General features: G+C 58.0%; 23 protein-coding genes and 1 tRNA gene. 16 read left to right on the forward strand and 8 right to left on the reverse strand.

From position 1 onward, the window contains the following. Positions 1 to 6: 6 nt before the first annotated feature. Positions 7 to 381, reverse strand: a complete 375-nt coding sequence (locus NOR97_RS01740; protein WP_216603830.1) for an EamA family transporter — start codon at positions 379 to 381, stop codon at positions 7 to 9. Then, positions 378 to 1,103 carry a class I SAM-dependent methyltransferase gene (locus tag NOR97_RS01745; protein ID WP_257600017.1) on the reverse strand — a complete coding sequence of 242 codons (726 nt, stop codon included), beginning with the start codon at positions 1,101 to 1,103 and terminating at the stop codon, positions 378 to 380. The genes NOR97_RS01740 and NOR97_RS01745 overlap by 4 nt, the downstream gene beginning before the upstream one ends. 364 nt (positions 1,104 to 1,467) lie before the next feature. On the opposite strand from NOR97_RS01745, the gene NOR97_RS01750 reads away from it, so the two are divergent. From NOR97_RS01750 to NOR97_RS01770, 5 genes are all read left to right on the forward strand, one after another. Continuing rightward, positions 1,468 to 3,042 (forward strand): lysine--tRNA ligase, encoded by a 1,575-nt coding sequence (locus NOR97_RS01750; RefSeq protein ID WP_170347314.1) that lies wholly within the window; start codon positions 1,468 to 1,470, stop codon positions 3,040 to 3,042. 49 nt (positions 3,043 to 3,091) lie between these two features. Beyond that, positions 3,092 to 3,493, forward strand: a complete 402-nt coding sequence (locus tag NOR97_RS01755) for a DUF4864 domain-containing protein (RefSeq protein WP_257600018.1) — start codon at positions 3,092 to 3,094, stop codon at positions 3,491 to 3,493. A 138-nt stretch (positions 3,494 to 3,631) separates the two neighbouring features. Beyond that, positions 3,632 to 5,920, forward strand: coding sequence for a glycoside hydrolase family 55 protein (locus NOR97_RS01760; protein WP_257600019.1), 2,289 nt, complete (start codon positions 3,632 to 3,634; stop codon positions 5,918 to 5,920). A 143-nt stretch (positions 5,921 to 6,063) separates the two neighbouring features. Next, positions 6,064 to 6,390: an antibiotic biosynthesis monooxygenase gene (locus NOR97_RS01765; protein WP_170347317.1), complete on the forward strand. Its 327-nt coding sequence runs from the start codon at positions 6,064 to 6,066 to the stop codon at positions 6,388 to 6,390. Positions 6,391 to 6,455: 65 nt separating this feature from the next. Then, positions 6,456 to 6,863, forward strand: a complete 408-nt coding sequence (locus tag NOR97_RS01770) for a universal stress protein (RefSeq protein WP_170347318.1) — start codon at positions 6,456 to 6,458, stop codon at positions 6,861 to 6,863. A gap of 3 nt (positions 6,864 to 6,866) precedes the next feature. Here NOR97_RS01770 and NOR97_RS01775 read toward each other — a convergent pair whose 3' ends face one another. Beyond that, on the reverse strand, positions 6,867 to 7,349 hold the full coding sequence (locus tag NOR97_RS01775) for a HugZ family protein (RefSeq protein WP_257600020.1): 483 nt from the start codon (positions 7,347 to 7,349) through the stop codon (positions 6,867 to 6,869). Between the two features lie 145 nt (positions 7,350 to 7,494). On the opposite strand from NOR97_RS01775, the gene NOR97_RS01780 reads away from it, so the two are divergent. Continuing rightward, complete coding sequence (locus NOR97_RS01780) at positions 7,495 to 7,917, forward strand: excalibur calcium-binding domain-containing protein (protein ID WP_257600021.1); 423 nt, start codon at positions 7,495 to 7,497, stop codon at positions 7,915 to 7,917. Between the two features lie 158 nt (positions 7,918 to 8,075). Further along, positions 8,076 to 8,309: a zf-TFIIB domain-containing protein gene (locus NOR97_RS01785; RefSeq protein ID WP_257600820.1), complete on the forward strand. Its 234-nt coding sequence runs from the start codon at positions 8,076 to 8,078 to the stop codon at positions 8,307 to 8,309. Between the two features lie 5 nt (positions 8,310 to 8,314). Here the strand turns inward: NOR97_RS01785 and NOR97_RS01790 are convergent, their stop codons facing one another. The 5 genes from NOR97_RS01790 to NOR97_RS01810 form a co-directional block, all read right to left on the reverse strand. After that, entirely contained in the window at positions 8,315 to 8,743 is a 429-nt protein-coding gene (locus NOR97_RS01790) for a hypothetical protein (RefSeq protein WP_257600022.1), read from the reverse strand. A 43-nt stretch (positions 8,744 to 8,786) separates the two neighbouring features. Next, positions 8,787 to 9,494 (reverse strand): ORF6N domain-containing protein, encoded by a 708-nt coding sequence (locus NOR97_RS01795; RefSeq protein ID WP_257600023.1) that lies wholly within the window; start codon positions 9,492 to 9,494, stop codon positions 8,787 to 8,789. Between the two features lie 173 nt (positions 9,495 to 9,667). Further along, a complete protein-coding gene (locus NOR97_RS01800) occupies positions 9,668 to 10,222 on the reverse strand; it encodes a hypothetical protein (protein ID WP_171119003.1) in 555 nt (184 codons plus the stop codon). After that, positions 10,223 to 12,409 carry an excinuclease ABC subunit UvrB gene (gene uvrB / locus NOR97_RS01805; RefSeq protein WP_306978689.1) on the reverse strand — a complete coding sequence of 729 codons (2,187 nt, stop codon included), beginning with the start codon at positions 12,407 to 12,409 and terminating at the stop codon, positions 10,223 to 10,225. A 14-nt stretch (positions 12,410 to 12,423) separates the two neighbouring features. Then, on the reverse strand, positions 12,424 to 12,681 hold the full coding sequence (locus NOR97_RS01810) for a hypothetical protein (RefSeq protein WP_170347326.1): 258 nt from the start codon (positions 12,679 to 12,681) through the stop codon (positions 12,424 to 12,426). Between the two features lie 157 nt (positions 12,682 to 12,838). Here NOR97_RS01810 and NOR97_RS01815 point away from each other — a divergent pair, with 157 nt between their 5' ends. From NOR97_RS01815 to iolE, 9 genes are all read left to right on the forward strand, one after another. Continuing rightward, a complete protein-coding gene (locus NOR97_RS01815) occupies positions 12,839 to 13,150 on the forward strand; it encodes an ETC complex I subunit (protein ID WP_152459136.1) in 312 nt (103 codons plus the stop codon). Continuing rightward, complete coding sequence (locus NOR97_RS01820) at positions 13,151 to 13,627, forward strand: GNAT family N-acetyltransferase (RefSeq protein ID WP_170347327.1); 477 nt, start codon at positions 13,151 to 13,153, stop codon at positions 13,625 to 13,627. A gap of 21 nt (positions 13,628 to 13,648) precedes the next feature. Continuing rightward, positions 13,649 to 13,725 (forward strand) — tRNA-Arg (locus tag NOR97_RS01825). Positions 13,726 to 14,105: 380 nt separating this feature from the next. Then, a complete protein-coding gene (iolG, locus tag NOR97_RS01830) occupies positions 14,106 to 15,119 on the forward strand; it encodes an inositol 2-dehydrogenase (RefSeq protein ID WP_257600024.1) in 1,014 nt (337 codons plus the stop codon). A gap of 124 nt (positions 15,120 to 15,243) precedes the next feature. Then, positions 15,244 to 16,164 (forward strand): sugar ABC transporter substrate-binding protein, encoded by a 921-nt coding sequence (locus NOR97_RS01835; protein ID WP_170347329.1) that lies wholly within the window; start codon positions 15,244 to 15,246, stop codon positions 16,162 to 16,164. 69 nt (positions 16,165 to 16,233) lie between these two features. Next, on the forward strand, positions 16,234 to 17,340 hold the full coding sequence (locus tag NOR97_RS01840) for an ABC transporter permease (RefSeq protein WP_257600025.1): 1,107 nt from the start codon (positions 16,234 to 16,236) through the stop codon (positions 17,338 to 17,340). 1 nt (position 17,341) lies between these two features. Next, the gene (locus NOR97_RS01845) at positions 17,342 to 18,163 is read left to right on the forward strand and encodes an ATP-binding cassette domain-containing protein (RefSeq protein WP_170347331.1); all 822 of its coding nucleotides are present in this window, start codon (positions 17,342 to 17,344) and stop codon (positions 18,161 to 18,163) included. Between the two features lie 152 nt (positions 18,164 to 18,315). Then, positions 18,316 to 20,148, forward strand: coding sequence for a 3D-(3,5/4)-trihydroxycyclohexane-1,2-dione acylhydrolase (decyclizing) (gene iolD, locus NOR97_RS01850; RefSeq protein WP_257600026.1), 1,833 nt, complete (start codon positions 18,316 to 18,318; stop codon positions 20,146 to 20,148). Continuing rightward, on the forward strand, positions 20,145 to 21,044 hold the full coding sequence (iolE, locus tag NOR97_RS01855; protein WP_257600027.1) for a myo-inosose-2 dehydratase: 900 nt from the start codon (positions 20,145 to 20,147) through the stop codon (positions 21,042 to 21,044). The genes iolD and iolE overlap by 4 nt, the downstream gene beginning before the upstream one ends. Positions 21,045 to 21,061: the final 17 nt, after the last annotated feature.

The following is a 21,061-nucleotide window of genomic DNA, read 5'->3' on the forward strand; positions in this document are numbered from 1 at the left end:
GTGCGATCAGGTGTTCATGACCATCATTCCCGAAATCAAAAGCGCAGCCCCCAGCCAGTAGCGCAGCCCAAGTGTTTCGCCGAAGAAGACGTGCGAGGCAAGTGGCACAAGAACGAAACTGAGGGCCATGAAGGGGTAGGCCTGGGACAGTGTCAGATACCGCAGGACATACACCCACAGCACCGTTGCCGAGCCATAGATGGCAAAGGCTGTCAGAAGGAAAGGATCGAACAGCGTCTGGATGAGGCCCGCCAATCCGGTGGCTTCGCGCCCATCAATCCGGTTTCCTGCCAGTTTGAACAGGATTTGCCCGGCTGAGATCATGACTGGTGTGCACAGCAACCCAGCCCAGACCAGTGTCGTGGGGGCGGGCGGGGTCATCCTTGTTGTTCCGGTTCCGGTTTTTCCTCGGGGCGGTCTTCACAGTAATAGATGTCGCGCCCCAGATCTTCGCAGACATGGATGTCCGGGCTGGGATGCACGGCACGCAGAAAGCTGTGTGTGTATGGGAAAAAGTTGAAATGTGGATTGAAGGTGAACCTGCTTTCGCGTTCACGCGGGACGACGATAATGACGCGTTTTCGCGCGACACGACGCAGTTCAGCGATCGCTTGCCGGTAGTCCAGAAGATGCTCGATCACATGGGTGCAGATGACGGTGTCAAAGCTGTTGTCTTCAAACGGAAGCTCTTCGATCCGGGCGGCGACATAGTCGATATTGTCGATGGCATCCGCATCATCGACGACGAAATCCACCCCTGTCAGCTGCGTGATATCCGGTCGGGCGGCTTTGATGCGTTGCAAAAGAACTCCGGTGCCGCAGCCGATATCGCAGATGCTTTGCCCAACGATATCCCTTGCTATCCGCTTGATGCAGGCTTCGGAATTGTCGGTGCCCTGATGCACGCGCGGATGATCGCGGTAGAGTTTTTCGTATTCGTCATCCGTCAGGTAGGTTGCGCGTTCACGGAATTCGGCAAGGCGCGTGATATGGTCGCCCCAAACCCTGCATGCCAGCCAATGAAAAGCGGTGCTGTCACGCAGGATGGGCGGCACGATATCTTCGAGTACAAAGCGTATACGGTTGGTGGTTTCGCGTCGCATCCCGTTTCCTCTGGTCCGGGGAAAACCCCCGTGTCGCCTTTGTCTAACACCGCCCGGTAAGCGTGCGAAACAACCAGGTCAAGTTTGCGCCCGCGCCCGTGTCTTTTTTGTTTCGGGGAACAATCGAACCGCCATTGTGGCCTGAGCAAGGCTGGGCGGTGAAAATGCAGCGCAAATATCCCCGACAGAGTGTTTGCGGGCCCAAAAACGGTTTCCCTACCGGCCCGAGGACGACTGTTTTTTGGCGCAGTGTGTCGCGAATTGCGCCACTGGTTTATTGACTCATGCTGCACTGGCACAATAGGAGGGGCCGGTCCGGTTGCATGGGGTGACCGTGACATTTTCCCCGATGGAGCACATTGAAATGTCTGAACTGCGTGAAACCGCGATGTCGTCCAAGGCCTGGCCTTTTGAAGAGGCGCGCCGGTTGCTCAAACGCTATCAGAAAGGTGCTCCGGAAAAGGGGTATGTGCTGTTCGAAACCGGTTACGGCCCGTCGGGCCTTCCACACATCGGTACGTTCGGCGAAGTTGCGCGGACCACGATGGTCAAGCGCGCGTTCGAGGCGCTTTCGGACATACCGACCAAGCTGATCTGTTTTTCGGACGATCTGGACGGGATGCGCAAAGTGCCCAGCAACGTGCCCAACCCGGAGGCGCTTGAAGAGCATTTGCAGCGCCCGCTGACTTCGGTTCCCGATCCGTTTGGCGAATACCCCAGCTTCGGCGAGCACAACAACGCGATGTTGCGCCGGTTCCTCGATACGTTCGGGTTCGAGTATGAGTTCTATTCGGCGCGCGATTTCTATCGTTCAGGCCAGTTCGACGAGATCCTGAAGCGCGCGGTCGAGCGCTATGACGACATCATGGCCATCATGCTCAAAAGCCTGCGGGAAGAACGCCAGCAGACCTATTCGATTTTCCTGCCGATCCATCCGGAAACCGGGCGGGTTCTGTATGTGCCGATGAAGAAGGTTTGCGCTGAGACCTATACCGTCACATTCGATGACGAGGACGGCAAGGAATGGACCCTGCCCGTGACTGGCGGCAACGTGAAACTGCAATGGAAGCCGGATTTCGGGGCGCGCTGGGCAGCGCTGGGTGTCGATTTCGAGATGTACGGCAAGGAACATGCGACCAACGAAAAGATCTATGACGCGATCTGCCGTGCATTGGGCGGCCGCGCGCCCGAGCATTTTTCCTATGAGCTGTTCCTGGATGAGAATGGCCAGAAGATCTCGAAATCGTCCGGCAATGGTGTGTCGATCGACGAATGGCTGACCTATGCACCGACCGAAAGCCTGGCGTATTTCATGTATCAAAAGCCCAAAACGGCCAAGCGGATGCATTTTGACGTGATCCCAAAGGCTTATGACGAATATCATCAACAGTTGCGCGCCTATCCGGGGCAGGACCTGAAAGCTCGGTTGAACAATCCGGTCTGGCACATTCATGGTGGCGACGTTCCTGAATCGACCCTGATCGTACCGTTTGCGATGTTGCTGAACCTGGCGTCGGTCTCGGGCGCGGAAGACAAGGAGACGCTGTGGGGCTTTATTCGTCGCTATGCGCCGGAAGCAACAGCTGAAAGCCATCCCGATCTGGATCAGGCTGCGGGCTTTGCGGTTCGCTACTTCAACGATTTCGTCAAACCAACGCGCAAACACCGCGCACCTACGGATCAGGAGCGTGAGGCGCTGGAAGCGCTGAAAGCCGCGCTTGAAGCTTATGATGGCCCGGCCGAGGACGAGGCGCTGCAATCGGTGGTCTATTCCATCGGGCGTGAGAGGTTCGACCCCATGCGCGGTTGGTTCACCGCGTTGTACGAAGTGCTTCTGGGTGCATCGCAGGGCCCGCGTTTTGGCGGCTTTATCGCGCTGTACGGTGTGCCTGAAACAATTGCCCTGATCGACAAGGCTTTGACCGGAGAGCTGACCTGATTTGACCTGATCCCGTATGGGGCTACTCTTTTTTGCAGGAGGTGGCCCCATGCGTCGATTTTTGCTTGCTGTATCCCTGAGTGTCGGGCTGGGGTCGGGCGCATTTGCGCAAAACGCAGAGATCGAAGCAAACATTTCGGCGCAGATACAGGCCTTCAAGGCGGATGATTTTGCCACGGCCTTCACCTTTGCCAGCCCCAGCATCCAGCGCCTTTTTCAGACCCCCGACAATTTCGGACAGATGGTGCGCAATGGATATCCTATGGTCTGGCGTCCAGCCGACATACGTTTTCTGGAATTGCGTGAAATTGCAGGAGCCTTGTGGCAGAAGGTGATGATCACGGATGCAAACGGGCGTGTGCACATACTGGACTATCAGATGATCCCTCTGGAAGGCGGTTGGAAAATCAACGGCGTCCAATTGTTGGGCAACGCGGACCCGGCGGCCTGAGGCAACACCACCGTCACGGTGAGATGAGCCGTGGTTAACTCTCTTTCGGTATTCAGACTGACGCGTTCGGGGCGGACCTGGACACGGGGTTTGGACGCGTCGCCAGATTGGCGCGGCGCGATTTAGAAAGGGTTTTCAATGAACAAGGCAATCACTGACGGCATCGTCTTCATGCCGCCTCAATTCGCGAATGGCCTGACCGTATGGTCTGCGGGGGACGGAACGCCGGGCTCGCCCACTTATGGTGGATCCGGCACCGGGGTTTTCGTGCCTGCGGATGCCGATTTTGGTGGCTGTCTGGAGATCCTGAAAGTTCAAACCACCCAACAGCTTCGATATATGGGCCAGACGCCGATTTTGCCCGGTTGCTATTTGCAGATCAAAGCGCGGGTCAAGGCGATCAGCGGTCCTTTACCGTCGGTGCGCATAGCGGCCTGGGCCGGGGGCGCAGGTGACACGCATGTGGCAGGTGTCGTGGAGCAGGGGCCTGCAACACAGCTGTCGGGCTATGGAAGCGTGCATGAAGTAACGGCGATTGTCGGAACCGGCAAGCGCCCCGGCGTGGACATGCCCTGGGGGCTGGCCGCCCTGTATGGCCATTTCGGTCTGGATATTGAGGGCGCGAATGGGGCGCTGGTGCGCGTCGACGATCTGGAGATCACGGATGTCACCGGTGTCTTCCTGCGTGAGATGATCAGTGTTGTGGATGTGCGCGACTACGGGGCCATCGGCGACGGTGTGACGGACGATTCGGCTGCGTTTGAAGCGGCCGACCAGGCGGCGGGTGGCCGTCGGGTTTACGTTCCGCAAGGGACTTATCATCTGGCCGAAAACACCAGTATGACGTCCGAAATGGACTTTGAAGGCACAGTCACCATGCCGGATGACAAGATGCTGTTGCTGACCAAGGATTTCCATCTGCCGGCTTACATTTCGGCTTTCGGAGACGAAGAACTGGCATTCAAAAAAGCGTTTCAGGCCCTTCTGAACAATTCGGATCATGACTCGCTGGATTTGGGTGGTCGCAAGATTTCCGTCACCGCGCCGATCGATATGGCAGCAGCGGTTCCCAACAAGCAGAGTGGTTTTTCAACCCGTCGCGTGATCCGGAATGGTCAGTTTGACGTCAAAAGCAGTTCGGCGTGGGATACGGAAACGTTCACCTCGACCGCGACCTATGACCCGTCCGACAAAACGCGTCTGACCAATGTCGCGAATGTCGCCAACATTCCCGTCGGGTCCTATGTTGCCGGCAGCGGAGTCGGGCGCGAAATCTATGTACGGTCAAAGAATGTCGGTGCGGGTGAGATCACGCTGAGCGCGCCTCTTGTTGGGGCGTCGGGGACCCAGTCTTTCACATTCTATTCCTTCAAGTACCTGCTGGATTTCAGCGGCTTCAGCACGCTTCGGAAATTCGGCATGGAACAGATCGAATTACAGTGCAACAGCCGATGCAGCGGAATTCGTTTGGCGGCCGCCGGAAGTACATTTTCGTTGAACGACTGTTCTATCAGCCGCCCAAAAGACCGGGGGATCACGTCGACCGGAACGGGGTGCAAGGGCATGCTGATCGACAATTGCCAGTTCCTGTCAGCAGAAGAATCCCTTGTCGTAACGGACCGGTATTCCATTGCGTTGAATACCAATTCAAACGATGTGAAGCTGCGCCACAACCGAGCGGTGCGTTTCAGACATTTCGCCGTTCTGGGGGGCGACAACAACATGGTTCTGGGCAACCATGTCTTTCAGGGCGATAGCATCCCGCAAGGTGTGCGTACGGCCGGTTTGATCATGATCGGCACCTACAACAGCTCCACTATCGCCGAGAATTATGTCGACAACTGTTTCATCGAATGGACGAATGAACGCGACCCGTCGCCGACCTATACGAGTGGCTTTTCGTTCAGTGCGATGAGCATCACGGACAACATCTTTTATTCCAGTCAGGCCCCGTCCTGGTTCAGTTTCATCGTCATTCGCCCCTATGGGCCCGGGCATTATCTCAACGGCCTGGTCGTGACCGGCAACAAGTTCCGTGCCACGAGCGGCGAAATCTTTCGAGCGGAACGGGTGGATACAAGCTTTGCCGACTTGAACAAAGACAGGCACACGAACGTGACCTTCCAGAACAACACCTACCATGGCGTAACCAGGAAATCCGCAAACCCGTTGAGGGTTCGTTATACGCAGAACTCGGTGTCCAATCTTTGGCCTGTCTCGGCAAACGGGCAGTTGCCTTTCGACGGCAAGGCGCGAAGCTGCGATGGGGTTGCGACGATCGGTGTGCTTTCGGGGGTGTTCAACAACCACGTCTTCAGCGCGCCTCATGTTGAGGTCGAACAGGGGGCGACAGGCGACAGTTTTCTGTTGCGTTGGCCAGAGCATGTGAAGGGTACGGCCTCGGTTCTGATGCGCATGGAACGTTAAAAGGCTGTCTGGCCACCCTGAAACGGGTGGCCATTTCACTCTGATCTGACCGTAAATGACTGACCTGGTTTGCAAGGTTGGCAGGAAATAGGCGACGTTTCATTTTCATGTGTTAGGCTTGGGACAGAAAGTGGAGAATCCCGATGCTGAAAATCGACAAAAACACCAGTGTTCAAACAGTTATCACGACCTTTGAAATGACGCCCGGCACCTGCCAAGACCTTCTGGAAGCTCTGACGGATGCCTATGCCGAGTTCATTTCGAAGCAGCCAGGTTTCGTTTCCGCCGGGCTGCACGTCAATGACGCACAAACCCGGATCGCAAACTATTCGCAATGGGAACGCCGCGAAGATTTCCTTGCCATGCTGCGCACGCCTGAAATGCGCGATCGCAACCGCAAGATCAACGAGCTCTGCAAAAGCTTTGAGCCGGTCATGTATGACGTCGCTGAGACATTCGGCAGTTCCTGACCTGAATCAAAGCCTGAAATTCAATTCTGTTTCAAAGTGAGCCTGCAAAAATGGAGGCTCACATCATGTATCACAACATTCTGGTCCCCATCTCGTTCGATGCTGAAAGAGATACATCCGGGCCTTTGAAGCTGGCCCGGATTCTGGCCACGCCAGACGCGCAGGTGACATTGTTGCATGTGGTCGAGCATATTCCCAACTATGCAATCTCGTACATGCCGTCCGAATACCTGACAGAGGCGCGTAAGGCGATTCAGACAGAACTGGATGAACTGGCATCGCAACTGCCGAATGCCAAGGGTTTGGTGATCGAAGGACATTCCGGCCGGACCATTCTGGATTGGGCCGAGGCGAACAAACCCGACCTGATCATAATTGCATCCCACCGACCGGGGATGCAGGATCTGTTGCTGGGCTCAACCGCATCTCATGTCGTGCGCCATGCGGGATGCGCCGTGCATGTGGTCCGCTGAGCGCTAGAAATCCTGTGCGGTAAGGCGGTAGGCCCTGCCAAATCCGGCGTTCAATAGGCCGTCCTGAATGGCGAACCGGACCAGTCCGAAATCGGCGAAATCGATGTAGAGTTTCGCTTTGGGCCGCCGCGCCAGGTACCAGTCGCGCAAGTCACCATAGCCTGCCGTGTCCCGGTGAACTGGCTGAGCGATCACGTGCAAGGTCAGGCGCGGATGGGTCAGCGGGTCGCCTTTGTCTGCGGACTCTCCGATCAGAAGGGCGCAGTTGGGACAAGCGCTCAACGCGCGCGTATGTTCCGCAAGGGTTGAAATCAGCGAGATGGGGCAACCTGCTTCATCCGTGGCCAGCGCGATCCGCGAAACAGACGGCAACCCGGTGTCAGGGCGCAGAAAGGCCAGTGCGGCACATTTGGCTTGAAAGAGAAGGTCCTGTGCTTGCGAGCGCGCCGCTGCGTCGGGCGTCTGATAAGGATCGGATTGGGTCAAGATATCGGTTCGGCAGCAAAGAAAATACGGGCAGATGAAGTTCCTTGTCATCTTAAGTGCCTGAAACGGATTGCGCCATTTGTTTTACCTCAGCCGATATGGGATTGCCTCGGCTTTGCCACAAATCGACGTTAAAGATCAGACAATGCTGTTCAAGAAACCCTCGCAGGATACGCCTGATCTGAAGCCACGGTCGTCCAGACGACACAGACGCGCAGAGGCAACGCGCAGGCAGGCGCTGTCTCCGGTTCGCATTCTGGTCATGGTTCTGTTGTTGCCGCTGACCACCGTGCTGATCGCCACGGGTGTTTTTCTGCGCCTATCTGAATTTGAGCGGGACGAGGCGGTGATCCACCTGATCGCATTGGCGGGTTGTGATGCAACCCAGTCGCTGGGGGTGGGGCCATTTTACGAAGGGCAGGCGGGTTATCACAAGCGCAATGACCCGGATGGCGACGGGGTCGCCTGTGGTTCTGCCAGCGTGCCGCGGTCAACTGCGCCGCCAGTTCACAACAGTCCTGAACCGCAACAACGGTCTCTTGGAACGGCCAAGTTCGTGCGACCCTGACGGCGGCAATTGCGAAGTTCAGAAGACCCACTCGGGACAGGACCAGTTGTCTGTGTCACCCGACTTCGGCCCGGGCGATCGGGCGTCATGTCACAGAGGGATGGCAATGCAGCGGATCAACCCCATCTCATACTGATAGCAAAATGGGAGATCGTATGATGCAATGCCCGATTGACGGAACTCAACTGGTCATCACGGACCGAAACGGGGTTGAAATCGACTACTGTCCGCAATGCCGAGGTGTCTGGTTGGATCGGGGCGAACTGGACAAGATCATCGATCGGTCGACAGCGTATTCTCCGCCGCCATCCGGTTACGATGACCGGGCGGATCACGGCTATCGCAAGAAAAAGAAGCGTGGCGGTTTTCTGGAAGATCTGTTCGATTTCTGACCCGGTCAGGACAGCTGAGCCCCGGCACATTCGCGGAAAATGCGAACCTGGGGCGCCGCACCGTCCAAGGGGAATTCAGTCACCCTGTCCTGCGTAAACGCATAGGCGGTCAGGTTGTATTCCAGCCCGTCCAGCACGTTGCCAAAGCCGGTATCGGTAACCGTCAGCATCGATGCACCGTCGGACAGAACATGATGCGGAGTGGCGATTTCGATGGGGTTCGGCCCCTCGAACCGCATCGCGAACCATGGGGTATTGGTCCAACCTTCGGTCTTGCGGGTAACGGACAGGGTATAGAGCGGTTTTGCCGGGTCATAGGTCAGGAATATCTCTGCCGTGTCCGTCACGTGTGACAGAGTGCAGATCTGGCCCACCGTTGCTTCCCACGCGGCGGCGGGTGTGCCGAGGATCAGTGATAACAGGACAACGCGCATGGGGCGGAGTCTAGCGGCCGAAAGGTCCGGGGCAAGGGCTGCCTCAGCCTTTCATCGCACTCAGCAGTTCCAGCAACCCCTTGCGGTCGTCATCATCGGCATAATCGCCCGCGGCCAACCGTTCAGCGATGCGCAGGCGCAGACGCTCGTGCTGGGTGCGCACCTCTTCCCCGGCGGTCTCGGCGAGGGTCTTCATGATCACGGCCACGGCTTGTTGCCGTTTGGTGGTGGGGTTGGCGATATAATCGACGAGGCTCTGCCGCCCGGAATCGAGGATGCTTTCGGCCAGCGCCCGCAACTGATCGCCATTGGGCAGCAGCGGGGCGGGGGCGTCCTCGGGCGGCAGGATCTCGGGCGCGCTGCGCGGGGTTTCAGCCAGGGCGTTGGCGCCGTCGACGAAGGCCTCGGTGATCATGCGGGTGATCTTGATCGCGCGCGGGTCCTTGAACAGGGTCGAGGCGATGGCCACGCCGTAATCGGTATAGACCCACGGATTGACCCGCCGCCCGCCGCGGCCCTTGGGCTTTGAAATCACATTCTGTGATTGCAAATCGGCCACCTCGTCGTCGGTCAGCTGAAAGCGATAGCCCTCGAACAGATCCTTGTTGCGCGCCACCGCCTGATTGAAGGCGCTGACGGATTTTCCGTAGAACCGCGCCAGATCCTCGGCCAGCACCACACGGGTACCGCGCACCCGGTGAATGGCGCTTTGGACCTCTTGTGTGCTGGGAAGGTTTTTCGGGTTCGTCATAGCAACCGTTTGGAATCACAATTTGTGATTTCAAACGTGGAGGAGGGAGGGGTGGGGTGCAAGGGTGGAGTGTGGGATATTTAATTGGGCAACGCCAATGTGGGGTGATGTACTTCACCCACCATTGTGACGGGTTCAGAAAAGAAAAGTGAAAACATCTATGCTGCCTTGAGCTACTCGGTGAGAGGATTTCTGTGAATGAGCTTTGAAGCTAGGACGTAGGGATCATTCTCGTACCCGATGGTGGAAAGATCCTTCAACTTTCGAGCAATAAGACTGGGGTCCCAAAGTAGCCAATCGCGTTCATCAAATAGGGCAGCAATATCGGCAACGTCTTTAGCGTAAATTTTTCCTGCCGCCAGTCCAATTTTTATTTTCGTTTCGTGATCGGCGAGACCGGACTCAATCAAATCGTTCTTAAGTCGGGAGAACACTATGTCTCGGTAATTCTCACAAGTGAATAGCTTGTATCTGCCTTGAGGCACAGCGTGCACTTCTTTCAAGTCATCAAACTGTACTCCCAGGGAGTCTAGGAATGACTTTACTTCCATTGCGATGACTTCGTTCGCGCTGGGTTTGAAGGCGATAACGTCAATCTCTGGCCTTGGGATAGAGTGTTTTCCAATCCTTTTTTTTTCGTCTTTAGTTAGATTCACCTTTTGCGAAATGCGGGTCCAGTATCCCTCTCGATCCAACAATAAACGGACCAAACTTTCAAAACTGTCCATCTACCGCTTCCTCCGCTTCACATTCCCCCCACGCTGCCCCGGCCTGCCAGCCGTCGACCGTCCGCGCGATTTCACTGCATCTTCCGAGGCTTTCTCGACCGCCCATTGGCGCGCCATGGGGTCGTCGGCGATGGCAAGATCGACCGCTTCCAAGCGTTTGATCTCATCCCGGATATTGGCGGCCTCTTCGAATTCCAGGTTCTCGGCCGCCTTGCGCATCTTGTCGCGCAGACCGTCCAGATGGGCCTCCAAATTCGCGCCGTGCATCGGTTTGTCGATGGTGGCGGTGACGCGGTTCATGTCCACGTCGCCCTGATAGAGCCCGGCCAGAACGTCCTCGACATTCTTCTTCACCGTCTCGGGCGTGATGCCGTGTTCTTCGTTATAGGCGATCTGCTTGGCGCGGCGGCGGTTGGTTTCCTCCAGCGCACGCTCCATGCTGCCGGTGATGCGGTCGGCATACATGATCACGCGGCCCTCGGCGTTGCGGGCGGCGCGGCCGATGGTCTGGATCAGCGAGGTTTCGGACCGTAGGAAGCCTTCCTTGTCGGCGTCCAGAATGGCGACCAGCCCGCATTCGGGGATGTCGAGCCCCTCGCGCAGCAGGTTGATGCCCACCAGCACGTCGAATGCGCCCAGCCGCAGGTCGCGCAGGATCTCGATGCGTTCCAGCGTGTCGATGTCGGAATGCATGTAGCGGACTTTTATGCCCTGTTCGTGCAGGTATTCGGTCAGGTCCTCGGCCATGCGTTTGGTCAGCGTGGTGACCAGCGTGCGGAAGCCATTGGCGGCGACCTTGCGCACCTCGTCCAGCAAATCGTCCACCTGCATGGATACAGGGCGGATCTCGACCTCAGGGTCCAAGAGGCCCGTGGGGCGGATCACCTGTTCGGTGAAGACACCGCCGGTCTGTTCGATTTCCCACTTGGCCGGGGTAGCGCTGACGAAGACGGATTGCGGGCGCATGGCGTCCCATTCCTCGAACTTCAAAGGTCGGTTGTCCATGCAGGACGGCAGGCGGAAGCCGTGTTCGGCCAGGGTGAACTTGCGCCGATAGTCGCCCCGATACATGCCGCCGATCTGCGGGACGGAGACGTGGCTTTCGTCGGCAAAAACGATGGCGTTGTCGGGGATGAATTCGAACAGGGTCGGGGGCGGCTCTCCGGGCGCGCGGCCGGTCAGATAGCGCGAGTAGTTCTCGATCCCGTTGCAGACGCCGGTGGCCTCGAGCATTTCCAGATCGAAATTGGTGCGCTGCTCCAGCCGTTGGGCCTCCAGCAACTTGCCCTCACCGACCAGCTGGTCGAGCCGGATGCGCAATTCCTTTTTGATGCCGATGATCGCCTGCTGCATCGTCGGTTTCGGCGTGACGTAGTGCGAGTTCGCATAGACGCGCACCTGTTCCATCGTTGCGGCGCGCTCGCCGGTCAGCGGGTCGAATTCGGTGATGCTTTCCAGTTCCTCACCGAAGAACGAGAATTTCCAGGCGCGATCCTCAAGGTGGGCGGGCCAGATTTCCAGGGAATCGCCCCGTACCCGGAAGCTGCCGCGCTGGAAGGCCTGATCGTTGCGGCGGTATTGCTGGGCCACCAGATCGGCCATCACCTGCCGCTGGTCGTATTCGTTCCCGACCTTCAGATCCTGCGTCATCGCCCCGTAGGTCTCGACCGAGCCGATACCGTAGATGCACGAGACCGAGGCCACGATGATCACGTCATCCCGTTCCAGCAGCGCCCGCGTGGCCGAGTGGCGCATCCGGTCGATCTGTTCGTTGATCTGCGATTCCTTCTCGATATACGTGTCCGACCGCGCGACATAGGCCTCGGGCTGGTAGTAGTCGTAGTAGGAGACGAAGTATTCGACCGCGTTTTCCGGGAAGAAGCCTTTGAACTCGCCATATAGCTGCGCCGCCAATGTCTTGTTGGGGGCAAGGATGATGGCCGGGCGCTGGGTTTCCTCGATCACCTTGGCCATCGTGAAGGTTTTGCCCGTACCGGTCGCCCCCAACAGAACCTGATCGCGCTCGCCATCCAGAATACCGCCCGCAAGTTCCTTGATCGCGGTTGGCTGGTCTCCTGCGGGGGCGAACTCCGTATGCATGACAAACCGTTTGCCGCCTTCCAGTTTCAGGCGGGCCCGAACATCTTCGGTTGTCATTTGGGTCTTGTCGGAATGGGCGTATGGCATGGGCGGGCTCCGGATCAGGCCCTTACATTTGTTCTTATTTTGTCCAACTGCAAGGGCTGATCCGGTACAAATCCCCCAGTTTCGACACTGGGCAGATACGCATCCGGATCGTGATCCGAGCCAACCTTGCCGGCCAGCGCGGCAAACTCGCCGATGAGAGCCTTCGTCATCATCGGTTTGACGGCGATCACGGCAAGGGCTTCGGTCGAGGGCATCGCCCGGATGTTCCCGGGGTTTGCGTCGACGTCCGGAGTGCGTTCGCGATGGATCATCTGATTATCCTTTGGCTGATTGATGGAAGATCATAATAGGTCCAGATGACAGTTTCTGGCATTGGCTTGCTTCGGTGATCCGCGACAATTGTTGTCTTGTCCCGGGCCGCACTCTGACGCATAAACAGGTCCAGCCAAGTGAGTACGGAGAGGCGACATGCGCGCACGGATTTACCAGCCTGCAAGGAATGCGATGACTTCAGGGATGGCCAAGACCCGCAAGTGGGTTCTGGAATATGCCCCCGCTTCGGCACGTGAGGTTGATCCGCTGATGGGCTGGACATCATCCAACGACACGCAAACCCAGATACGCCTGAAATTCGACACCAAGAAAGAGGCGATGGATTACGCCCGGGACAATGGTATCGACGCGCAGGTCAGCGAGCCGCACAAGCGCAAACCCAACCTGCGCGCACGCGGCTACGGGGAAAACTTCGCCACCGACCGCCGTGGTCCCTGGACTCACTGAATGATCGAAATTCGCGAGGCCGACCCGACCTCGGACGTGTTGCGCCCGATTGTCGAAGCGCATTTCGCCCACAGCGAATCGGCCGGCCCTGCGGAAAGCAACCACACGATGAGCGCAGAATCACTGGCCGGACCGGGTATTCGATTCTGTGCGGTTTTCGACGATCAGCAGGCTTTGGGCTGCGGCGCCCTGAAGCTGTTGCCCGATGGCACGGCCGAGGTGAAGTCGGTGCATATCCTTGCACGGGCACGGGGGCGCGGACTGGCGCGCGTCATGATGACTCATCTGGCCGAACTGGCGCGCGCAGAAGGCGTCGAAGCATTGGTTTTGGAAACCGGGGCAGAGCATCTTCCGGAGTATGATGCCGCCCGCAAGCTTTACGAAGCGTTGGGCTATTCCTACTGCGGTCCGATCTTTGGGTACAGCGACGATCCGAACAGCGCATTCATGCGCTTGGCTCTTGAACCCCGCTCGTAAAAACCGCAAGAAGGGTGCAGCGGTCCCTTAGCTCAACTGGATAGAGCAGCTGACTTCTAATCAGCAGGTTGAGGGTTCGAGTCCTTCAGGGATCGCCATTCTCGAACGTCAATTTCAATGAACGCATCGGGCCGCAATGCGGGCCGTTTTCTTGTGGCAGTTGGGAGGGAATGAAGGGCTGGACGAGGGGGTCATGCCAGCCCTTCTAAAGGGGTCACAGTGTGGTAGTGTGTGTTCCTTAACCAAGTATTAACCTGATTCACCATGTTCCGAAATTGGGGGATTCCCGTAGGACGGCCAATGCGCGGATTTCAGCGTGTGGGTTGCGGCCGACGGATCGGGACCCGGGACCATATCGCGATTCTTCAGGGTGATTTGGGGATTGGGCCGTAAAAGCATCAAGGTTGTGAAAAAAATATTGCAACCGGTTGCAAAAGGAATCATTGTTGCGCGCAACAACAAGATTCGGGAGATCTGTATGTTGAACGTCGGATTGTTGGGTGCCGGGCGCATCGGGCGTGTTCATGCGCAGGCGATTGCATCGCATCCCGGCAGCAAACTCATTGCTGTTTCCGACGCCTTGCCCGAGGCCGCAGCCAGCCTTGCCAGCGATCATGGGGCCGAGGCGCGCAGTTCCGAAGAGATCATTGCCGATCCGGAAATCGGCGCGGTTCTGATTGCAACTCCAACAGATACGCATTCTGATCTGATTGAAGCAGCGACAGGCGCAGGAAAAGCCGTTCTGTGTGAAAAGCCCGTTGATTTGGACCTGAAGCGCGCCACGGATTGTCTGAAAACCGTCTCGGAACGCGGCAAGCCGGTCATGATAGGATTCAATCGACGATTTGATCCCAATTTTGCGACCTTGAAGGCGGGGCTGGATGCGGGTGAGATCGGTAAGGCAGAGCTCCTGTCGATCACCTCTTTTGACCCGGCGCCACCACCTGTCAGCTACGTAAAGGTGTCTGGTGGTTTGTTTCGGGACATGATGATCCATGATTTTGACATGGCGAACTTTCTGATGGGGGAGGTTCCCGAAACGATCTCGGCGGTTGGGTCCTCGCTTGTGGATGCTGAAATTGGCGCCGCTGGAGATGTGGATACTGCCGCAGTCACAATGACTTACGCGGATGGCCGCATCGCGGTAATCAAGAACTCGCGACGTGCGGCCTATGGTTATGACCAACGGGTCGAGTTGCTGGGGTCCGAGGGGTTGCTACAGGCTCAGAACATGCTGGAAAACACTGTCGTAAAGTCAACGGCGGACGGTGTCGCGGGTGCCAAGCCGACCTATTTTTTCCTGGAACGCTACATGCCTGCATACCGCGTGGAATGGGCCGCCTTTGTCGACGCAGTTGAACGTGGATCCGAAGTTCCGGTCACGTTGAAGGACGGTGTTGCGGCGCTGGCGATGGCCGAGGCCGCAACCCTGTCGGCGCGGGCAGGAAAACCGGTTCGAATGGAGGAGATTTTGAAACCGGTTGCAAAATGATCGAAATTCTTCAAACTGACATCAGCTCGGCCCAGCGCCGCAGCCACTGAGATTCGGCACAGCCGGATGATTGGGGCCGGTACCCCGACAGAAGATCAGACTGAACCATTGGGAGGAAACTGAAATGAAGAAATTCGTTAAAGGCGCGCTTGCTGCGGGGGCACTGGCCTTGGCCACACCTGCATTTGCGCAGGAAATCGTCGTCGTGTCGCATGGCCAGGCCAATGACGCATTCTGGAACGTCGTGAAAAACGGTGTTGAGCAGGCCGGAAAGGATGTCGGTGTGAACGTGGAATACCGTGCACCTGAAACCTTTGACATGGTGGCCATGTCGCAGCTGATCGACGCCGCCGTGAACCAGGAGCCCGACGGGCTGATCGTCTCGATCCCGGATGCGGACGCGCTTGGCCCCTCGATCGAACGTGCGGTTGCCGCCGGTATCCCGGTGATCTCGATCAACTCGGGCGCGGAAGTGGCCAAGGAACTGGGCGCTCTGCTGCATGTAGGTCAGGACGAATATGATGCGGGCAAGGCGGCTGGTGAAAAGCTGGCCTCGATGGGTGGAACCAATGCGATCTGTGTCAACCACGAGGTCGGCAACGTGTCACTTGACCTGCGCTGCGAAGGCTTCACCGAGGGGTTTGGCGGTAAAGTAACCGTTCTGCCGACCTCGAACGATCCGTCCGAGATCGAGTCCAAGGTTGCTGCCGCTCTGGCCTCTGACGAAAGCGTCGATACCGTTATGGCGCTGGGCGCAAGCTCGGCCGGCGAGCCTTCGGTCGCCGCGGCCAAAGCCTCGGGGCGGGATTTGAATGTTGCCTCGTTCGACCTGTCGGCCAACTTCCTCCAGTCAATCGTGGATGGTGACGCGGCCTTTGCCATCGACCAGCAGCAGTACCTTCAGGGCTATCTGTCGGTGAACTTCATGGGCCTTCACGCCAAATACGGCCTGATGCCGGGCGGTGACGTGCCTTCGGGTCCGAACCTGATCACTCAGGACAAGGCCGCTCAGGTCATCGAACTGTCCGCGCAGGGTATCCGCTGATTTCGGCGCGATCCGACAAACAACAGGATCGGCGCCAACGCGCCGGTCTCACCGAATTGGGAGGAAACCATGAGTGAATCAGCGCCCGTCCTGTCGGACGAAAGGGTCAAGAAAGAACCATTCCTAGCCAAACTGATGAAACGACCCGAGCTGGGCGCCATTGCCGGTGCTGTTCTGGTTTTCCTATTCTTTGCGATTACCGCAGATGAATCGATGTTCACTCTTGCCGGTGTCATGAACTTCATGACACCTGCGGCGCAGTTGGGCATCCTGGCGATCGGTGCGGCACTGCTGATGATCGGTGGAGAGTTCGACCTGTCGATCGGATCGATGGTCGCGTTTTCGGGGCTGTTTTTCGGCGTCTGTGTCGTGACCTGGCAACTGCCGCTGATCTTTGCCATCCCAATGACATTCGTATTTGCGGCCTGTGTCGGTGCGGTCAACGGCAATATCGTGATCCGTTCGGGCCTGCCTTCGTTCATTGTAACGCTGGCGTTTCTGTTCATCCTTCGTGGCCTGTCACTGGTGGGTCTGAAAATGGCGACAGGCGGTTCAACCCAGTTGCGCGGAGTACGCGACGCGGTCGAAAACGACTGGCTGGCCCCCTTCTTTTCGGGCGAAGCATTCGGCAGCCTGTTCGCATGGCTGGCCGCCAACGGCATGATCGATACATTCAAAAGCGGTGCGCCCAAGGTCCCGGGTATTCCGGTCGAAATTCTGTGGTTCATTGTCATTACACTGGCGGCAACCTACGTGCTGCTGCGCACCCCGGTGGGGAACTGGATTTTCGCCTCGGGTGGGGACAGCACGGCTGCATCCAATTCAGGTGTTCCGGTGAATCGCGTCAAGGTTTCACTGTTTATGCTGACGGCCTGCTGCGCCGCCCTTGTGGCGATCATTACCGTCATGGACGCGGGCTCGACCGATGCGCGGCGGGGGTTCCAGAAGGAATTCGAGGCGATCATTGCCGCGGTGATCGGCGGCTGCCTGCTGACCGGCGGATACGGCTCGGCCATCGGGGCTTTCTTCGGCTCGATCATCTTTGGCATGGTCGTCATCGGCCTGACCTATACCGACTTTGATCAGGATTGGTTCCAGGTCTTCCTGGGTGCCATGCTGTTGATTGCCGTTCTGTTCAACAACGCGATCCGCAAGCGCGTAACCGGGGAGCGCTGATATGACCGAAGACACCAAGTTCCACCATGGCGATGCCGTCGGCGATCAGGCGCCCATCGTTCAGATGAAAGACATCGAAAAGCACTTTGGCAATATCATCGCGCTTGCTGGCGTCAGCTTTGACGTCAAACCGGGAGAATGCCATTGCCTGCTGGGCGACAACGGCGCGGGTAAGTCCACCTTCATCAAGACCATGTCCGGGGTGCACAAACCGACCAAGGGCGAGATCATGTTCGAAGGTCAGCCGCTGCATTTCGACACGCCGCGCGATGCAATGGAAGCAGGTATCGCCACGGTGTTTCAGGATCTGGCGATGATCCCGCTGATGAGCGTGACGCGCAATTTCTTCATGGGGCGCGAACCCACCAAAGGCAAAGGTCTGCTCAAGCGGTTCGATGTGGATCATGCAAACGAAGTCTGCATGGAAGAGATGCGCAAGATGGGCATCAATCTGCGCGCGCCGGATCAGGCGGTTGGTACATTGTCAGGCGGCGAACGTCAGACGGTGGCCATCGCGCGGGCGGTGTATTTCGGTGCCAAGATCCTGATCCTGGACGAACCGACCTCGGCACTTGGGGTGCGTCAGACGTCGAATGTTCTGGCCACGATCGACCGGGTGCGCAGCCAGGGTGTCGGCGTGGTTTTCATCAGCCACAACGTGCGCCATGCGCTGGCGGTGGGTGATCGGTTTACCGTGCTGAACCGTGGCAAAACACTGGGCACTGCCAAACGCGGTGAAATCACACCCGAAGAGTTGCAGGACCTGATGGCCGGCGGTCAGGAAATGGCCGAGCTTGAGGGATCACTGGGCGGTACTGTTTAAAGCAAAACACACGGATGCCCCCACGGGGGCATCCATCGGGCGGTGGCACCTGACGTCACTCTGATTTCAGGCTCTGGTAAAAGGCCTGACACCTTCGCAAATGAGAAAACCCGCGGACCGCCGACAGCGGCTCCGAGCTGAAAGGGATCATGATGAGCAAAACAGTCCGATTGACCGCGGCGCAGGCTCTGGTGCGCTATCTCGGGGCGCAGATGAACGAGGCCGGAGAGCCGTTCATCGCAGGTGTGTGGGCGATCTTCGGCCATGGCAACGTGGCAGGTCTGGGCGAGGCGCTGCATGGCGTGAAAGACAGTCTTCCCACCTATCGCGGTCACAACGAACAGACCATGGCACACAGCGCGATTGCTTATGCCAAGCAATTGGGTCGGCGGCGCGCCATGGCGGTGACATCGTCAATCGGACCGGGGGCGACCAATATGGTCACGGCCGCTGCTCTGGCCCATGTAAACCGTCTGCCTGTTTTGTTGCTGCCTGGCGATGTATTTGCGACGCGTGGCCCCGATCCGGTTTTGCAGCAACCCGAAGTGTTCTCGGATGGAACGATCAGTGCGAATGATTGTTTCAGACCGGTCAGCCGGTATTTCGACCGCATCACTCGCCCGGAACATCTGCTGACGGCTCTGCCGCGTGCCTTCCGCACGATGACGGACCCGGCGGATTGCGGCCCGGCGACACTGGCCTTTTGTCAGGACGTGCAGGCCGAGGCCTATGACTATCCCGAAAGCTTCTTTGAACCACGCGTCTGGTATCAGCGCCGCATTCGCCCGGATGAGGGTGAACTGGCCCGTGCCGTTGCCGCGATCAAGGCCGCCAAGCGTCCCGTTATCGTTGCAGGCGGGGGTGTGCATTATTCGGACGCAACCGCCGCGTTGCAGCGCTTTGCCGAAGCACACAATGTCCCGGTGGCCGAGACACAGGCGGGCAAGTCCGCATTGCCCTGGGATCACCCGCTCAACCTTGGTCCCGTTGGTGTGACCGGGGGCGAACCCGCCAATGACATCTGCGCAAAGGCGGATCTTGTGCTGGGCGTCGGCACCCGGTTTCAGGATTTCACTACCGGGTCATGGGGTTTGTTCGCGAACCCCGAGCGTGAGTTGATCAGCCTGAACACCGCCGCCTATGACGCCGAAAAGCACGGAGCGATGCCGTTGCAGGCCGACGCTCGGGTTGGTCTGGGTGAACTCAGCGAAGCGCTGGGCGACCATCGCGCGCCGGATCTGCCTGCGACATTGAAATCTGATTGGTTCGGCAAAGTTGATGCGCTGACGGATGCCCCCACCGACAGCAATGCACTGCCCACGGATATGCAGGTGATCGGTGCCGTGCAGCGGGCCGCCAAGGAAAACACTGTTGCGATGTGCGCCGCCGGCACGATGCCGGGTGAGCTGCACAAGCTGTGGAAGGCGCCGCGCCCCGGTGCCTATCACATGGAATATGGTTTCAGTTGCATGGGGTATGAGATCGCCGGTGCCATGGGCATCAAAATGGCCCAGCCCGACCGCGACGTGATCTGCTTTACCGGTGACGGCACCTATATGATGGCCAACTCGGAAATGGCGACGGCGGCGATGATGGGGATCTCGTTCACCGTTGTCGTCACGGACAACCGCGGGTTTGGGTGCATCAACCGTTTGCAAATGGGGACAGGCGGGGCCGAGTTCAACAACCTTCTTGACCATACCGTGCACGAGACAGCATCCGCCATCGATTTTGCAGCCCATGCGGCAGCGATGGGGGCGACTTCGGTCAAGGTCAGTTCAATTGCCGAGCTTGAAGACGCGCTGGCCAAACGCGGTGAGGTCAACGGCCCCTATGTCGTGGTGATCGACACCGATCCCTACCCATCGACCGAGTATGGCGGAACGTGGTGGGAAGTGGCGGTGCCCGAGGTCAGCACCCGCCCCGAAGTGAATGAAAAACGCGCGGCCTATGAAGCCGCCATCAAGGAAAGAAACACCAAATGAGCGTGAAGATCGGTATCTCTCCGATTGCCTGGCAGAATGACGACCTGCCGGACCTGACCGCAGCCTACACGATGGAGCAGGCGCTGAAAGAAGCGCGCGAGATCGGTTACACAGGTGTTGAACGTGGCCAGAGGATGCCCGGCGACACCGAAGGACTGCGCGCGTATCTCGAAGGCAATGACATTGCGTTGTGTGGCGGTTGGTGTTCCGGCGCCTCGTTAGTCAACGATTTTGCGACTGAACGCGAAACGGTTCGTGAACAGGTCGAACAGTTCGTGGCGCTGAACAGCCCGTGCATCGTCTATGCCGAGTGTTCAAATACCGTGCAGGGGCAGATCGGGACACCGGTGAACAACCGTCCCAAGCTGTCCAAAGACGAGGTTCTGACCTACGCCGCCAAGATCACCGAACTTGCTAAGTGGATGGCAGATCAGGGCATGCCCATGGCCTATCACCACCACATGGGCACGATTATCGAAAGCGAAGATGAGGTGAACTGGCTGATGGAGGGTTCAGGCCCCGAATTGAAGCTGTGCTTCGATACGGGCCATCTGCTGTTTGGAGGCGGCGATGTGATGGCCACGCTGAACCGTTGGGGCGACCGGGTTCATCACGTGCATTTCAAGGATATCCGTCCTGAAATCGTACAGGACACGCGTGAGAACAATCGCAGTTTTCTGGATGCGGTGATCGCGGGCGCGTTCACAGTGCCGGGTGATGGTTGCATCGGCTTTCAGGCCGTGGCCAATGCATTGAAAGCAATGGATTACAACGGCTGGATCGTGGTCGAGGCAGAGCAGGACCCGGCCAAGGCGCCGCCCTATGAGTACTCCAAGAAGGGCTATGACCACATTGTCGAGGTTTGTGGCAAGGCAGGATTGGAGATCAAAGCGTAACAACCCGCCCTTCGAGG

It is taken from the genome of Ruegeria sp. YS9 (assembly GCF_024628725.1).
Classification (GTDB): Bacteria; Pseudomonadota; Alphaproteobacteria; order Rhodobacterales; family Rhodobacteraceae; genus Ruegeria; species Ruegeria atlantica_C.